Consider the following 14,847-nt stretch of genomic DNA (forward strand, 5'->3'; position numbering starts at 1 on the left):
TTTCGTTTCCTCTGAAAGCGCGTGGTGGTGCGCCCCAACATTCCCTTCCTTCCCCTACCCCGCCGCTGTGCTATCCTCCGCTCGTTCAGGGGGAGCCACGACACTGCCGCATATCGATCCGTATCACGCGATTGCGGGCGCGCTCGTCGGGCTGCTCGTCGGGATTACCGGCGTCGGCGGCGGGTCGCTGATGACGCCCCTGCTGGTGCTGATGTTCGGCTTTGCCCCCTCGACCGCCGTCGGGACCGACCTGTTGTTCGCCAGCGCGACCAAGACGGTCGGCAGCGGCGTTCACGGCTTTCGCGGCACGGTCGACTGGAAGATCGTCCGGCGGCTGGCGAGCGGCAGCATCCCGGCGGCAATCGCGACCCTTTTCCTCATCAACCGCCTCGGCAAGCTCGATACCGGCACCGAACGGCTGATCACGACAACGCTCGCGATCACTTTGCTCGGCACTGCCGCCGCCGTCTTCTTCCGCACCCGCATCGTCGTCTGGGCGACGCGGACCTTCGGTACGCGCGACGCCGGACATCGCGCGCTGGCGACCATCATACTGGGGGCTATCCTCGGTACGCTTGTCTCGATGACATCGGTCGGCGCAGGTGCGATCGGCGTGACTGCACTGCTAATCCTTTATCCCGGAATGCCGGTTGCGCGCATCGTCGGCAGCGACATTGCCCATGCCGTGCCGCTGACTCTGGTGGCGGGCATCGGCCATTGGCTGATCGGTACGGTCGACCTGGACCTGTTGCTCAGCCTGCTCGCCGGTTCGGTCCCCGCCGTCGTCATCGGCAGCCTGATCGGCAGCCGCGCGCCCGAACGCCTGCTACGTGTCATGCTCGCGCTCGTCCTGTTGGCGGTCGCGACGAAGCTGCTCAAGCTCTGGTAATCTGATCGGCTAACCGGTCAGAATTTATATCCCAGGCTAACCGACAGCGCATGGTTGCTGAAATCGCCGTTCGCGCGGTCGAGGTACTGGTTGAGATACCCCGCCTCCAGATCGGCATGCTTCGACAGCTTGAAGCCGAGGCCCGCAAAGCTCCGCACCTGATCGATGCCCGGACGCGCCGCGCTCGTTCGGTTGAGCGAAACGAAAGGCTCGACCCACAGCACGGTACTCAGCCCCTTTTTCTTGAGCGGAATGACGAGTTTGACTTGTTCGCGAAAGCGCACCGCAACATCGGTGACACCGCGCTGGAACCGCTGCTCCAGCCGGGTCCGCGACGACAGCGAGCCGCCGAGCAGCTTGCCCATGTTCCAGCTGATCTGCTGGACCGCCTGATCCTCGATCCCGTCGCGTCCTGTCCGGGCGTAAGTCACGACATGGACATAGCCGAGCCACAGCGTGACATTCTTGCTGACCGGATGCCCGATCTGGGTGCGGACCTCGAGTTGCCCCAACCGGCTGGCATCGTTGGTGAAGCGCTCGACAACCTCGGCCGACCCCAACACGCCGTCGGCAATTTTCCCAGTGAGCGATGCAGTCGACCAGCCCTGAATGTCTTCGGTCGCTGCCACGACCGGTTCCGGCAATATGGCGACTAACGCCAATGCTGCAGCAACCCGTACCGATCCCACTTTGCCCGTCCCCCGATCATGACATTTTCGTGATGGCCCCTATCGCGTGAACCGGCTGGTTACCAGAAGATTGGGTGCATCGCGATCGTGTTGCCGCTAACCGCCATTCGATGCTCCGGGTCGCAACCTATAATATTCGCAAAGCGGTCGGCACCGACCGGCGACGCGCGCCGCTACGCATCCTCGACGTGTTGAACGAGATCGATGCCGATGTGGTGGCTTTGCAGGAAGCCGACAGGCGTTTCGGCGCGCGGTTGGCGGCATTGCCGGCGGCCTTGATCGCGCACCACACACCCTATGCCGTCGTCGACATCGCGGCACGCGCGGGAAGTATCGGCTGGCACGGCAATGCCCTGCTCGTCCGGCACGGCACAAAAATCGAAAGCATTTCGCGCCTTACCCTGCCGACCCTGGAGCCCCGCGGTGCGGTGCTGGCCGACCTCGAAATCGGCGGCAGGTCCTTACGCGTCGTCGGCATGCATCTCGACCTTTCGGGCCTGCATCGACGACGACAGGGGCACGCCATCACTGCGGCACTTGCCGAGCGCGCGACCCGGCCGACCATCGTCATGGGCGACACCAACGAATGGCGGCCGCATGCGGGGTGCCTGATCGATTTCGCGCATAAATTCCGTATCGCCCCCACCGGGGCCAGCTATCACAGCCGTCGCCCGGTCGGCCGTCTCGACCGCATCATGGTCGATCACGACACCCGTATTATCGCATGCGGTGTCCACACCAGCGCCCTCGCTGCACGGGCAAGCGATCACCTTCCGGTATGGGCGGATGTGGAACTCGCAGGCAAGGCGCGCTAACGCCACCCGCAATGCAGATTTCCGACCTCCGCATCGCGCTGACCAGCGGGAACTATAATTACGTGCGCGACGGGGCGAACCGGGCGCTGAACAATCTTGTCGGCTGGCTGCTCGACCGGGGTGCGGCGGTGCGGGTCTACGCGCCGGTGGTCGCCGAACCCGCCTTTGCGCCGACGGGCGATCTGGTCGCGGTGCGCTCAGTTCCGCTGCCGTTTCGCCCCGAATATCAGGTACCGCTGGGGCTGGGCGCGGCCAAGCGCGACATCGATGCGTTCAAGCCGAACATCATGCATCTGTCCTCTCCCGAACTGCTCGGCCACAGTACGCTGCGCTATGCCAAATCGCGCAAGCTCCCGGTACTGGCGTCGGTCCACACCCGCTTCGAAACCTATTTCCGCTATTACGGGATCGGGTTTCTCGAGCCGCTGGGGGTCGCGATTCAGCGGCGCTTCTACCAGCAGTGCGATGCGATCGTTGCGCCATCCGACTCGATGGCCGATGTACTCCGCGAGGAGCGCATGAACGCCGATGTCGGCATATGGTCGCGCGGCATCGACCGGGATGTGTTCAATCCCGCTCGCCGCAGTCTTGACTGGCGACGGTCGCTGGGCATTGCGGACGACGACTTCGTCATCGCCTTTTTCGGGCGAATCGTGCTGGAAAAGGGAATCGACGTGTTCGGCGACGTCATCGTCGAACTGAAGCGGCGCGGCATTGCGCACAAAGTTCTGGTGATCGGCGACGGACCGGCCCGCGACACCTTTGCCGCGCAAGTGCCCGAAGCCATTTTTGCGGGTCATCAGGCGGGGACCGACCTCGGTCGTGCTATCGCTTCGGCCGACCTGCTGCTCCAGCCCAGCGTCACCGAAACCTTCGGCAATGTCACATCGGAGGCGATGGCGTGCGCGCTGCCCGTCGTCGGCGCGGACGCAACGGGGACGCGCAGCCTGGTCACCCACGGCGTTACCGGCGCGCTGATCGCCCCGCGCGATATCGCCGGCTACGCCGATGCCATCGCCCATTATGCCGACGACTGCACGGCGGCTCATGCGGCAGGGAAAGCCGGAGAGCGCGTTGCCGATGGCTATACCTGGGACGCGGTCAACGGGACGTTGGCCGCGAAATATATCGATATCATCGCACGCCGTCGGGCAGCAGGCAAAGGATGAAGCGCCTGTATGGGGTTGCGCCCCATCGGCTCCCGATGTTTTCCACTGTCGTTCAGTCGCGCGGAATGCCGGTAATCCGGATACCCGCACCCGGCACCTTGTAACGCTGGTTGAGCGCGATCAGCACGCTGGTCAAAGCCTCGGCCACCACCGAATTGGCGAGCACCCCGCCATAGAATGCGCCGAGTCCGATTTCGCGCGCGAGACCGACGACCAGTTCCCCCGCTTCCTTATCGTCGGCACAGACCAGCACGTCGCAATCGATCTCGGCACCAAGGTGCTTCAGATGATGCGCCGAGATGTTCTGGAACGCCGACACCACCCGAACATCCCCGCCCAGCAGCTTCTGGATCGCTTCGACCGCCGAACCGCCCTCTGGCAATTGCACGCGGCTGACCTTCGGCGGGACCAGAGGGACGGTGACGTCGATCAGGATCTTTCCCGCAAGCGAGGTCCGCACCCCTTCGACCGTGGCGCGTTGCGCTGCATAGGGGACGGCGAGCACCACGAGATCTGCCGCAGCGGCCGCAGACATATTATCTGCCCCGGCCGCTGCCTCTCGCCCGATCGCCGCGTTGATTTCCGCAGCGGCTTCGACGGCGCGGGCGGGGTCGCGGCTCCCGATGACAACCCTGTGTCCCGCATCCGCCCAGCGCAGCGCGAGGCCACTGCCTTCCTTGCCCGCGCCGCCGAGAATCGCGATGGTCATACGGGGGATTTCGATGGTCAAGAAACGGACTCCAGTACGGGTTCAGTGCGGTGCTTGCGCGGCGGGGTCTGGACGACAGGGGTCAGCGGCGCGGCAACGCGCGCGCGGCCAACCAGCGCAGGATCGGCATCGGCATAAAGCGTCGTGCGGGGGCGCGGAATCCGCCCAAGGCTGTCGATCAGCGCCTTCATCGCCCCCGGCGACATCTCCTGCCCGTGGGCGCTGCCGGCGGCGCGCGAGATGCTCTCGTTCATCAACGTGCCGCCAAGATCGTTTGCGCCGCCTTGCAGGCAGATCGCCGCGCCTTGCGGCCCCAGCTTTGTCCAGCTTGCCTGGATATTGGCAACATGCGGATGCAATACCAGCCGCGCAACCGCGTGCATCAACCGCACCTCACGGAAGGTCGGCCCTGCGCGGGTTCGACCCCGGCGTGATAGCGGCGCTTCCATATGGACGAAGGGCAGCGGCACGAATTCGGTGATGCCGCCGGTGCGGGCCGCGAGATCGCGCACCGACAGCAAATGCCGCGCCCAGTGCGCCGGACTTTCGACGTGCCCGAACATGATCGTCGCAGTGGTCTTCAGCCCGACGTCATGGGCCGTGCCGATAACGTCGAGCCATTCGGCGGTGGTCAGCTTGTCGGGACAGATGACCGCGCGGACATCGTCATCGAGGATTTCTGCCGCCGTGCCGGGAAGCGAACCGAGACCCGCAGCCTTCAGCCGCTCGAGGAAGGTCCGCACGCTCATGCCCAGCGTATGCGCGCCGTGCATGACCTCCAGCGGCGAGAAGGCGTGGACGTGGATGTCGGGTACCGCCGATTTCACCGTCCCGAGAATGTCGAGATAGGTGTGGCCGGTGTAGGCAGGGTGGATGCCCCCTTGAAGGCAGACCTCGCTCGCGCCCCGCGCCGATGCCTCGCGCACACGGCGGGCAATCTCGGCATGGTCGAGGTCATAGGGTCGCCCGCGCAGGTCATCGTGCATGCTGCCCTTGGAAAAGGCGCAGAAGCCGCAGTTATAGGCGCAGATATTGGTATAGTTGAGATTGCGGTTGACGACATAGCCGATGCTGTCGCCGTTTATGGCCTGGCGAAGGCGGTCGGCAGCTTCGCAAACGTAATCGACATCCAGACCACGCGCCGAGAACAGCGTTTCGATCAGGGCGGTGGCGGGTTCGGCACCGTCGGTCAATGCGGCAAGTGCATCGGCGATAGCCGGATCGGCCGACCCCGAAGCGGTTCCCGGCGTCGGCGGCAGAACAGCATTGTCCCCGCTGTGCCACCCATCCTCCCGGCCCCAGCCGTGCGCGTCGCAGTGTCGCCGGATTGCGGGCAAAACCTCCGGCGCAATCCAGCGTCGCGCTTCGGCGATCAAGCGCGGGTAAACCGGCAGACGGCGGACGAGGATCCGTCCGCGCTTGCGTGTTTCCGCTTCGAGCCGCGTGAACTCGGGCCACGGCGCTTCTGGGTTCACATGATCGGGCGTCACCGGGGAAATCCCGCCCCAGTCGTTGATGCCGGCGTCCATCAACTCCCCGAAATCGTCCGCCGACAAATTGGGCGGGGCCTGGATGTTCATTTCCGGTCCGAAGATCAGGCGGGCCGCCGCAATCGTCCAAAGCAGATCGTCCAGGGCGGGCTCCGCTGCATCGGCCATCGGCGTGCGCGGCTTGGCGCGGAAATTCTGGACGATGATTTCCTGGATATGGCCATAGTCGCGGTGAAGGTTGCGGAGGGCGAACAGCGCATCGAGCCGCTCGCCACGCGTCTCGCCGATGCCGATCAATATGCCGCTGGTGAAGGGGATTGCGAGTTCGCCCGCCATCCGGATCGTTTCCAGCCGCGCCGCCGGCCGTTTGTCGGGCGACCGGTAGTGCGGGCCGCCCTTCTCCCCCAGCCGGTCGGCAACGGTTTCGAGCATCAGCCCCTGCGACGCCGACACGTCGCGCAGCCGCCGCAAATCCTCGCGCGCCATCACCCCGGCGTTGACGTGCGGCAACAGCCCGGTCTTGCCCAGAACCAGCGCGCACATCTCGACCAGATAGTCGATAGTCGTCGCATGGCCCATCGTAGCAAGCGCATCGCGTGAAGCACGGTGACGAAGCTCGGGCTTGTCGCCGATCGTGAACAGCGCCTCGGTGCATCCCTGCGCAGCGCCAGCCCGCGCAATCGCCAGCACGTCGTCGGGCGTCAGATAGGCCCGTTCGTGGCGGTCGAGCGGGCGCGAGAAGGTGCAATAATGGCAATAGTCGCGGCACAGCTGCGTCAAGGGAATGAACACCTTGGGCGAGAAGCTCTGGAGCAGGCCATGCCCGGCATCGCGCAGGGTCCGTGCCTCGGCAAGCAGGCCGTCCGCCGCCCCGCCGAGCAGGTACGCGCGCAGCAGCCGATCCCCCCCCGCGATATGGTCGGCTGCGAACGGCACGCGCGATTGACTCCTTGCCCGCCGCACCTTCAATCGCAGGGCGGCTCGGCATCATGCTAAGCAGGTTCGTAAAGGGCGGACAATGATCGAGATTCGTCCCGTCACTGGCATCGGCGAGGTCGCAAAGGGCGATGATCCGGGTGCTGTTCTCGTCGAAGCGCTGACACGAATGTCACTGAAAGAAGGCGATATTCTCGTCGTCACCCAAAAGATCGTATCGAAAGCCGAAGGGCGGATGGTGGCGCTGGCAGACGTCGTGCCGGGATCGCGCGCCACCGAAATCGCAGGAGCGATTGGCAAAGACGCGCGGCTGGTCGAACTCGTGCTGGCGGAGTCTGTCGAGGTCGTGCGCGCCGCGCCCGGCGTACTCATTACGCGCCACCGGCTGGGACTGGTGATGGCCAATGCGGGGATCGACGCATCGAATCTCGGCCCCGGGCATGATGACTTTGCGCTGTTGCTGCCGGTCGATCCCGATGCATCGGCGGCGCGGATCGCCGATGCGGTCGAGGCCGCTATCGGCGTTCGTCCCGGGGTAGTCGTCTCGGACAGCTTCGGGCGACCGTGGCGGCACGGCGTCGTCAATGTCGCCATCGGCTGCGCGGGCATCCCAGCACTTTACGACAAGCGCGGCGAGCGCGACCGCGACGGCCGCGCGATGCAGGCCACGTTGATCGCTTATGGCGACCTGATTGCCTCCGCCGCAGGCCTTGCGATGGGCGAAGGCAGCGAAGGCGTCCCCGCAGCTCTGGTGCGCGGGCTGGTCCTCCCGGGCGCACCCTGCCCCGCCACCGCACTGGTGCGCGCGCCCGACGAGGATCTGTTCCGGTGAAGGTCGCGGTTCTCACCGGCGGCGTCGGGGGCGCAAAGTTCGTGCTCGGCCTGCAGCACTGCGCCGGGATCGAGCGGCTGACCGCCATCGTCAACACCGGCGACGATTTTCGCCACCTCGGCCTGCACATCTCGCCCGATATCGACACGTTGCTCTACACGCTGTCGGGCCAGTCCGACGCGGTGCAGGGCTGGGGGCGCGCGGGCGAAAGATGGGCATTCATGGCGGCGCTGAAGGCGCTGGGCGGGCCGGACTGGTTCAACCTCGGCGACGGCGACCTGGCGCTGCACGTGTGGCGCAGCGACCAGCTGCGACAGGGGAAAACGCCGTCAGCAATCACGACTGAAATCGCCGAATGCTGGGGGATCGGCGCGACGATCCTGCCGATGAGCGATGACCCGGTTGCGACATGGCTCGACACCGACGAAGGGTCGCTGGCGTTCCAGAACTACTTCGTCGAGCGCCAGTGCCGTCCCGTCGTCGGCAAAATCCGCTTCGAAGGTGCTGCGGGTGCCAAGCCCGCACCAGGCGTCGTTGCGGCGATCGAGGAGGCCGACATGGTGTTTATCGCGCCGTCGAACCCCTATCTGTCGGTCGATCCGCTGCTCGCCGTCCGCGACATCGCCACGGCACTCCGCAACACTGCCGCGCCCGTCATCGCCATCTCGCCGCTGGTGGGCGGCAAAGCCGTGAAGGGTCCGACGACAAAGCTGATGTCCGAACTGGGTATCGATCCCGACAACCGCGCCATCGCCGCGCATTACGAGGGCATCATTGACGGGATGATCCATGACGCAGGCGATGCGGGACCGGCATCGCTGCCCGCATGCGCGACAGCGACGCTGATGAGCGACCTCAGCGACAAGATCCGCGTCGCGCAGGCAGCATGCGATTTTGCACGCACGCTGGCGGGATGACCGGCTGGACCGCCATTGTCCCGCTCAATCTGGGCCGCGACTGCAAGACGCGGCTCGCGGGACGGCTGTCGCGTGCAAAGCGCGATCTGCTCGTCGCGGCAATGGCCGATCATGTCGTCGCCCAGTTGCGGGCAGCAAAAGACGTCGAGCGGATCGTCATGCTGTCACCCGAAACGCCGCAGACAGCCGGCGTCGTTTGGGCACGGGATTGCGGGCGCGGCCTGAACGCCGAACTCGCCCTTCTTTTCGGCCAGACATCGGTGCTCGTCGTCCACGCCGACCTGCCGCTGCTCGGCGCTGACGATATCGGTGCACTGATCGTGGCAGCGGAAGCCGCAGGTGCTGCCATCGCCCCCGACCGGACCGGGACCGGGACCAACGGGCTGGCGCTGGCTAGTGCCGCACAGCTAATACCCTGTTTCGGCGAGGGCAGCTTCGCGCGGCATCGCGCGCTCTTGTCCGATGCCGCGGTTGTCGAACGCGCGGGACTGGCGCTCGACATCGACACCCCGGACGATCTCGACGCTGCACGCGCTTCTGGCGCGTTGCCCATCGCCTGCCCGATATGACACCCCGCCCCGTTTGACTTGAGCTTTGCCGCGCGCCCACCGTCGACGCTTGGAGGAACGGAATGGCCGAGGGATCGCTGATCGGACAAGTCGCGCTCGTCACCGGTGGCGGCGGTGGTATCGGGCGCGCCATTGCCCTCGCCCTGGCCGGAGCAGGTGCGGATATCGTCATTGCCGACATCGTTCCCGAACGGTGCGACGAGGTCGCCGCACGGGTCGGGGAACTGGGCCGACGCGCGCTGCCCTGCCCTACCGACGTCTGCGATACCGACCAGATCCGCGCGGCAATCGCCACCGCCGACCGTGAGTTCGGTCGGCTCGACATCCTCGTCAACAATGCCGGCGGCGTGTCGGCACGGCCCTTTGCCGACCAGTCCGAGCGCTCATGGCGCAAGCACATCGACTTCAACCTCGTCAGCCTGTTCGCTGCCACCTCCGCAGCGGTTCCGCTGATGATCCGGGGCGGACGCGGCGGTGCCATCCTCAACGTGACCAGCATCGAGGGGTCGCGCGCCGCGCCGCTCTACGCCGTCTATGCCGCGTGCAAGGCGGGGATGAACAACTTCAACCGTACGATGGCGCTCGAACTCGGCCATCATGGCATCCGCGTCAATGCGATTGCGCCCGACTACACCGTCACACCGGGCACCAGCGGCAACACCAGCGGGCCGGTCGACGAAAGCATCTGGTTCCAGCCGACCCCGGCGCAGCACGACGCCACCGCACGCAGAATTCCGCTCCAGCGCGCGGGGATCGCCGAGGAATGCGGACAGGCGGCATTGTTCCTCGTCTCGCCCGCGAGCAGCTATATCACCGGCACCATCTTGCCCGTCGATGGCGGCGCCTGGGCGTCGGGCGGCTGGGTCCGCGACCGTGCGGGCAAATGGGTGCTCGCCGAAGCCTATCCCAATCTCGAGGAGCCCCCCGCATGATCGCGTTCAACATTCCGCTGCCCTTCGACCGTCACGACCCCGACAGCGAATTCTGTACGATGGAAGGGGTGGCGGAGATCGGCGCGGCCATCGAACGCGCGGGCTTCGCCGCCGCGCTGGTGACCGATCACCCGGTCCCGACCGGGCGTTGGCTCGATGCAGGCGGACACCTTGCGCACGACCCGCTCGTCATGCTGTCGCTGGTCGCGGCGGCGACGACGAAAGTGCGGCTCCAGACCGGCATCCTCGTACTCCCTTACCGCAACCCGTTCATCGTGGCGCGCGCCGTCGCCACACTAGATCGTTTCTCGGGCGGCCGCGTGACCATCGGTGTCGGCGCGGGCTATCTGAAAGGCGAATATCGCGCGCTCGGTGTCGATTTCGAGCAGCGTAACGAGTTGATGGACGAGTATCTCCGCGCGCTGAAACTGGCCCTGTCCGGCGAGGAGTTCGCTTTTGAGGGCACGGGATATGAGGCGTTCGGCAACCGCATCCTGCCCGGCCCGATCCAGACGCCGCACCCGCCGCTGCTCGTCGGCGGCAATGCCCGCCGCGCGATCCGCCGTGCGGTCGAGCTCGGCGACGGCTGGTATCCCTTTTTCACGGTGGGCGGCGTCTCGACTGCGACGACGCGGACGGCAGAGATCACAAATGAGGCCGAGCTGGCCGAGGCGCTCGCCTATATGCACGCCCATTGCGAAACCGTCGGGCGCGAGACGCCGCCGACGGTCGCCATCGGCAGCATCGTCAAGCCCGGCGAGGAATGGACGCCGCAAATGATCGTCGACCGCGCCGGACAATTTGCCGACATGGGGTTGGTCGCAGCGGGCATGAATATCGCGGGCCGCACCCGCGCCGAATGGTGCGACAATGCCGAGGCGTTCGGGGAAAGCGTGATCGCGAAGCTCGGCGCTGCCTGACCCGCTATTTCAGCCGCAAATGCTTGCGGAAAAACGTTGTCATGACCGCAAACGCTTCCTTCGATTCGGGCAGGCCGATGTCGTAGAAGAACGCGTGGCCGAGGCCGTCCCAGACGTGCAGGTCGGCGTCGACCCCTGCCTTGACCAGTTCGCGGTGGGTGTTGACCGCCGCACTCATTTCCATCGCCCGCGTTGCGGTAATCAGCAACGTCGGCGGGAAGCGTTTGAGGACTGCGGTATCGAGGACAGGCGAAGCCAGCGGATCGGTCAGGTCGCCCTCGGCAAAATAGCGGCGCGGCGCATCGTTGGACGGCAGGGCCTGAAACGGTCGCCCGAACGCGCGACTGTCCCCGCCCCAGCGTGCATCCGCCGACGCGCAGAAAATGCCGACGGCGGCCGGCAGCGGCAGTTTTTCCTTCTGGAACGCCGCCATCGCCTCTGCGGTTAGCAGCCCGCCAGCCGAACAGCCGAACACGGCGATATCCTGCGCTTTGTGGGTCTTGAGCAGCTCGCGATATACTTTGACGACGTCCTCGCTCGCGGCCGGGAACATCGCGTCGGGCGCCTGGCGATAGGTGATGCTGACGATCTCGACCTGCGCGAGGGCGGCGAGCGGGATCGATTCGACCATCCCGGTGCCGCCCGCGACACCCATGACAAAGCCGCCGCCGGGCAGGTTGAGCATGATCTTCTTGCGGTTCGCCGTCGGGATCGCTTTGACCGGCGTCGCATAGACGGCGGGCACACCGGCAATTTCGGTCGCGCGCGTCGTGACGCCATACATCTCGGTCAGCCGCTTGAGCCGCGCGCCCATCAGTTGAGGCATCATCTTGCGCGCCTCGCCGACCCGGCCCGAGGCGAGCGCGCGGAACATGCCCGCTTCGGGATCGGCGGGCGTGCGCGGCAGGGCCTTTTTCGCTTCCTCGCTGGTGTAAATCGAGGGCGGCAGCTTGAACGACGGTACGACGACAGTGCCATCGGCTTCGATCGTACCGCCCTTGCTGTCCTGCGCGCGGAGTGCGGTTTGGCCAAGCCCGAGCGCGGCGAGCCCAACCGCCAGTTTGAACATCCTGTGTCCGTGCATCGTCGATCTCCCTCTCATTCGAATGTCATCAGCCTGGCCTGATCCGACCGCTCGATCATCCCGTAAGCGACTTCGCCGTCCCAGCTGTAGCGCACGCCCGCCTGTTGCAGGTTGAGCCCCCCGATATCGGGATTGCCGATTCGGAAGGTCGACAGCACCGTCTCCCCTGCGATGCGGGTCAGGCCGAGTTCGGATTCGAGCACCAGCGAGACGTCGTCGCCGCGCGGCACGATCCGCCTGAGCCACGGCGCGTCGACAACACGCGCGGAGATCATCCGTCCGTCGAGGTAGAGGTACCCCTCGTTATAGGTGACGCTGCCGTCGTCGCGCGGCGGATAGGCGATATAACCGAACGCCCGACCGCCGGGGAACAGGCACGACTGCCAGCAATGTCCACGAAACCCGCCGAGCGGTCGCGCGCTCTGGCGGTGGATGCGAAGGCCCGTGCCCTTGAAGGGTCGCGTAGTGCCGTCGATTTCGTAAGTCCCGGTCGCACGGAAGAGGTGTTCGAAGCGATAGCCGATGCCCATGCTTTCGGCGTCGGCGCGCTCGGCAGCGCTGAGTTTCGACAGGTCGAGCGAAGCGTTCTCCTGCACCCAGGCGGAGGTCGCCATCACCATATCGATCTCGAATTTCACCGGCGAGCGCCGCGCCGTGTCGAGCCGACCCGCGATCTGGTCCGCCACATCGCCGTCCGCCGCGTCACCGTCGAAACGCGCGGTCCAGCGTTTGAACGGCTCGACACACTGAAACACCAGCGGCCCCGCGCCGATAATGGTCGGCCGACCAGCCGCATCGACTGGCTTCGGTGCAGGGCCGCGCCCGGGTCCGATCAGCACGCGGCCGCCGGGAAACGCCATGTTGAACTGAAACAGCCGGTCGTCCCAGCTTTTCGCCTCGGCCTCGATCCCCGTGCGCGGAAAGGCGAATGCGCCATTCTCCTCGACGAACCACAAGGACACGCTCTCGCGCATCTCGGGGTCGGTCGGGCAGGCGGCGAAGACATGGTCCTTGTCGAGGGCGAGGCCACTGCTGAGTTCTCCGCCCGTCATCCTGCAACTCCGAAGCGACCGGTGTAGAAGGCGAACCGCGCGGCAAGGGTGGCCACGTCGATCCCGAAATCCGTCGGATCGACCTTGTGGCTGCCGTGCTTTTCGCGCGCATTGGCCGCGCGCCACGCCTGCATCCGCGCGCGGGTCGTGTCGGTCAGTTCCTCGCCCAGCCAGTCGTAGAGTTGCTCGATGACCATAAAGGGATCGGCCTGAAACGGCGCAAAGTGGACGTCGAAGAAGCGGTGGTCGTTGCCCGCATCGCGGAACGCGATCATCCGGCTCATGCCCAGTTCGCAGAAATCGGTGGTCAGGTCGCCGAGTGCGGGCTTGTCGGCAGCATCCGAATAGGCGCTGCCCAGTTCGAAATACAGGTCGGCGACCGAGGGGATGACCTGCGCGACATTCCGATGCGTCATCCAGAAACGCGCGTCGGGAAATACGCTATCTAGTGCGCCGATGAAGAGCGAGTGGCTCGGGTTCTTGAGCCGCCAGCGCGTCGGGGGACATCGCCATTGCAGCAGTTTCAGCACGCGCTTCACATAGCGGTAGGTCGGGACGAGATCGGCGCGGTGGTTGAGCCATTCGGTATAGCTCGGCACGTTTGCAAACGCCTGGAACAGCTGCGACTTGAAGTCGTAACCCATGAAGGTCTGGCATTCGCTTGGGCTTGTCGCGCTCGACGGGACCATTGCCTTCATGCGCGGGAACAAGCGGTCGCGGCGTTCCATCGCGGCTTCGGCACGGGCGATGCGCGGGTCGCTGTCCTGCTTCTCAAGCTCGGGCGGCGGACAAGGTGCCTGCGCCTCCCAGTTGCGGATCGAGCGCGCGGCAGGGTCTTCGGCAAGCAGGCACGACAGCGCGGTCGATCCGGTGCGCGGCAGCCCAAGCCCGATCAGCGGGGCGACGATCTGTTGTTCGTCGATTTCAGGATGCCGGGCGTACCAGTGCTCGACCTGCAACCGGCACGACAGCAGATCGACGATCTGCGCGTCGAACGCCGCCGCACCCATTTCGGTAAAACGTGCCTCGCGGTCCGCCGCTTCGACCAGAATCTCCAGACCTTCGCGGAAACTATCGTCACCAAATTCGGCAAGTCCTGTGGTCGCACAGGCGCGGTCCATCAATTCTGTAACGCGCGCCATGGCCTTGGCCTCTCCCGGCTTGGGAGAGCAGGCTAACGTCAATGCCGGACGCGGGTCACTGTCCGGTCTCCATCCATCGGCGCGGCGATGCGACTTGCCGCCGGTCAGTCGGCCGCCATCGCCGGGATAACCACCAGCCGGTCGAGGATTTCCGCGATGCGATCGACCCCGAAATCCGGATCTTGGTGTAGCCACCACGCAATAATCTCGACGGTCGCGCTGACGGCAAACACGACCCGCAATTCGTCAGGAAGCCACCCGCCGACTTCGCCTTCGGAGTCCGCAATCCGTTTTGCCTGCGCAATGAATTCCTGTTTGAGCGCCGCCGCTGCCCCGCCCGTCAGCAGCGCGGACCAGAGCGCACGGCGCAACGCGACATAGTCGAATAGGGTGATGCACGACTGGCGCGTGTCCGCCGCGAACAGCACCGGCAGCGCCCGCTGAAGCAACGCCGCGATTTCTCCCGCGGCAAGGTCGTGGAGCAGCGCATCCTTGGAGGGGTAGTGGCGAAAGAACGTCGCGTAGCCGATACCCGCTTCCTTGGCGATTTCACGGATCGTGACCTGATCGAACGGTCGCATCTCGATCAGGCGCAACAAGGCGTCGAGCAGCACCTGGCGGGTCCGCACCTGCCGGGCATCAGTCTGAGTTGACGGCGCGTCGTTCATTTGTTTATGATACACTATAGATCATAAAAAGGCG

15 protein-coding genes are annotated in these 14,847 nt (G+C 65.6%); 8 read left to right on the forward strand and 7 right to left on the reverse strand.

The features are described from left to right. The first annotated feature begins 67 nt into the window (after window positions 1-67). Window positions 68-889 carry a sulfite exporter TauE/SafE family protein gene (locus M0209_RS08970; RefSeq protein ID WP_258887932.1) on the forward strand — a complete coding sequence of 274 codons (822 nt, stop codon included), beginning with the start codon at window positions 68-70 and terminating at the stop codon, window positions 887-889. A gap of 17 nt (window positions 890-906) precedes the next feature. On the opposite strand, the gene M0209_RS08975 is transcribed toward M0209_RS08970, so the two are convergent. Further along, window positions 907-1,518 carry a DUF2490 domain-containing protein gene (locus M0209_RS08975; protein WP_258887933.1) on the reverse strand — a complete coding sequence of 204 codons (612 nt, stop codon included), beginning with the start codon at window positions 1,516-1,518 and terminating at the stop codon, window positions 907-909. Between the two features lie 170 nt (window positions 1,519-1,688). Between M0209_RS08975 and M0209_RS08980 the strand changes: the two genes are divergently transcribed. Both M0209_RS08980 and M0209_RS08985 read left to right on the forward strand, forming a co-directional pair. Next, window positions 1,689-2,393 carry an endonuclease/exonuclease/phosphatase family protein gene (locus tag M0209_RS08980; RefSeq protein WP_258887934.1) on the forward strand — a complete coding sequence of 235 codons (705 nt, stop codon included), beginning with the start codon at window positions 1,689-1,691 and terminating at the stop codon, window positions 2,391-2,393. 11 nt (window positions 2,394-2,404) lie between these two features. After that, window positions 2,405-3,562, forward strand: coding sequence for a glycosyltransferase family 1 protein (locus M0209_RS08985; RefSeq protein ID WP_258887935.1), 1,158 nt, complete (start codon window positions 2,405-2,407; stop codon window positions 3,560-3,562). A gap of 52 nt (window positions 3,563-3,614) precedes the next feature. Here M0209_RS08985 and npdG read toward each other — a convergent pair whose 3' ends face one another. After that, window positions 3,615-4,271, reverse strand: coding sequence for an NADPH-dependent F420 reductase (npdG, locus tag M0209_RS08990; RefSeq protein WP_258887936.1), 657 nt, complete (start codon window positions 4,269-4,271; stop codon window positions 3,615-3,617). Between the two features lie 17 nt (window positions 4,272-4,288). Further along, on the reverse strand, window positions 4,289-6,697 hold the full coding sequence (gene cofH / locus M0209_RS08995; RefSeq protein ID WP_258887937.1) for a 5-amino-6-(D-ribitylamino)uracil--L-tyrosine 4-hydroxyphenyl transferase CofH: 2,409 nt from the start codon (window positions 6,695-6,697) through the stop codon (window positions 4,289-4,291). A gap of 82 nt (window positions 6,698-6,779) precedes the next feature. Here cofH and cofE point away from each other — a divergent pair, with 82 nt between their 5' ends. From cofE to M0209_RS09020, 5 genes are all read left to right on the forward strand, one after another. After that, entirely contained in the window at window positions 6,780-7,529 is a 750-nt protein-coding gene (gene cofE / locus M0209_RS09000; protein WP_258887938.1) for a coenzyme F420-0:L-glutamate ligase, read from the forward strand. Beyond that, window positions 7,526-8,446 (forward strand): 2-phospho-L-lactate transferase, encoded by a 921-nt coding sequence (gene cofD, locus M0209_RS09005; protein ID WP_258887939.1) that lies wholly within the window; start codon window positions 7,526-7,528, stop codon window positions 8,444-8,446. The genes cofE and cofD overlap by 4 nt, the downstream gene beginning before the upstream one ends. Continuing rightward, window positions 8,443-9,015: a 2-phospho-L-lactate guanylyltransferase gene (gene cofC / locus M0209_RS09010; RefSeq protein ID WP_258887940.1), complete on the forward strand. Its 573-nt coding sequence runs from the start codon at window positions 8,443-8,445 to the stop codon at window positions 9,013-9,015. The genes cofD and cofC overlap by 4 nt, the downstream gene beginning before the upstream one ends. A 62-nt stretch (window positions 9,016-9,077) precedes the next feature. Further along, window positions 9,078-9,947, forward strand: coding sequence for an SDR family NAD(P)-dependent oxidoreductase (locus tag M0209_RS09015; RefSeq protein WP_258887941.1), 870 nt, complete (start codon window positions 9,078-9,080; stop codon window positions 9,945-9,947). Next, a complete protein-coding gene (locus tag M0209_RS09020; protein ID WP_258887942.1) occupies window positions 9,944-10,867 on the forward strand; it encodes a TIGR03619 family F420-dependent LLM class oxidoreductase in 924 nt (307 codons plus the stop codon). Before M0209_RS09015 ends, M0209_RS09020 begins: the two co-directional genes overlap by 4 nt. A 4-nt stretch (window positions 10,868-10,871) precedes the next feature. Here M0209_RS09020 and M0209_RS09025 read toward each other — a convergent pair whose 3' ends face one another. The 4 genes from M0209_RS09025 to M0209_RS09040 form a co-directional block, all read right to left on the reverse strand. Further along, window positions 10,872-11,951, reverse strand: a complete 1,080-nt coding sequence (locus M0209_RS09025) for an alpha/beta hydrolase (protein ID WP_258887943.1) — start codon at window positions 11,949-11,951, stop codon at window positions 10,872-10,874. Between the two features lie 14 nt (window positions 11,952-11,965). Next, complete coding sequence (locus tag M0209_RS09030; protein WP_258887944.1) at window positions 11,966-13,003, reverse strand: hypothetical protein; 1,038 nt, start codon at window positions 13,001-13,003, stop codon at window positions 11,966-11,968. Further along, entirely contained in the window at window positions 13,000-14,145 is a 1,146-nt protein-coding gene (locus M0209_RS09035; RefSeq protein ID WP_258887945.1) for a sulfotransferase, read from the reverse strand. The genes M0209_RS09030 and M0209_RS09035 overlap by 4 nt, the downstream gene beginning before the upstream one ends. A 104-nt stretch (window positions 14,146-14,249) precedes the next feature. Beyond that, a complete protein-coding gene (locus M0209_RS09040; protein WP_258887946.1) occupies window positions 14,250-14,813 on the reverse strand; it encodes a TetR/AcrR family transcriptional regulator in 564 nt (187 codons plus the stop codon). Between the last annotated feature and the right edge of the window lie 34 nt (window positions 14,814-14,847).

The organism is Sphingomonas sp. SUN039, from assembly GCF_024758725.1.
GTDB lineage: Bacteria > Pseudomonadota > Alphaproteobacteria > Sphingomonadales > Sphingomonadaceae > Sphingomonas_O.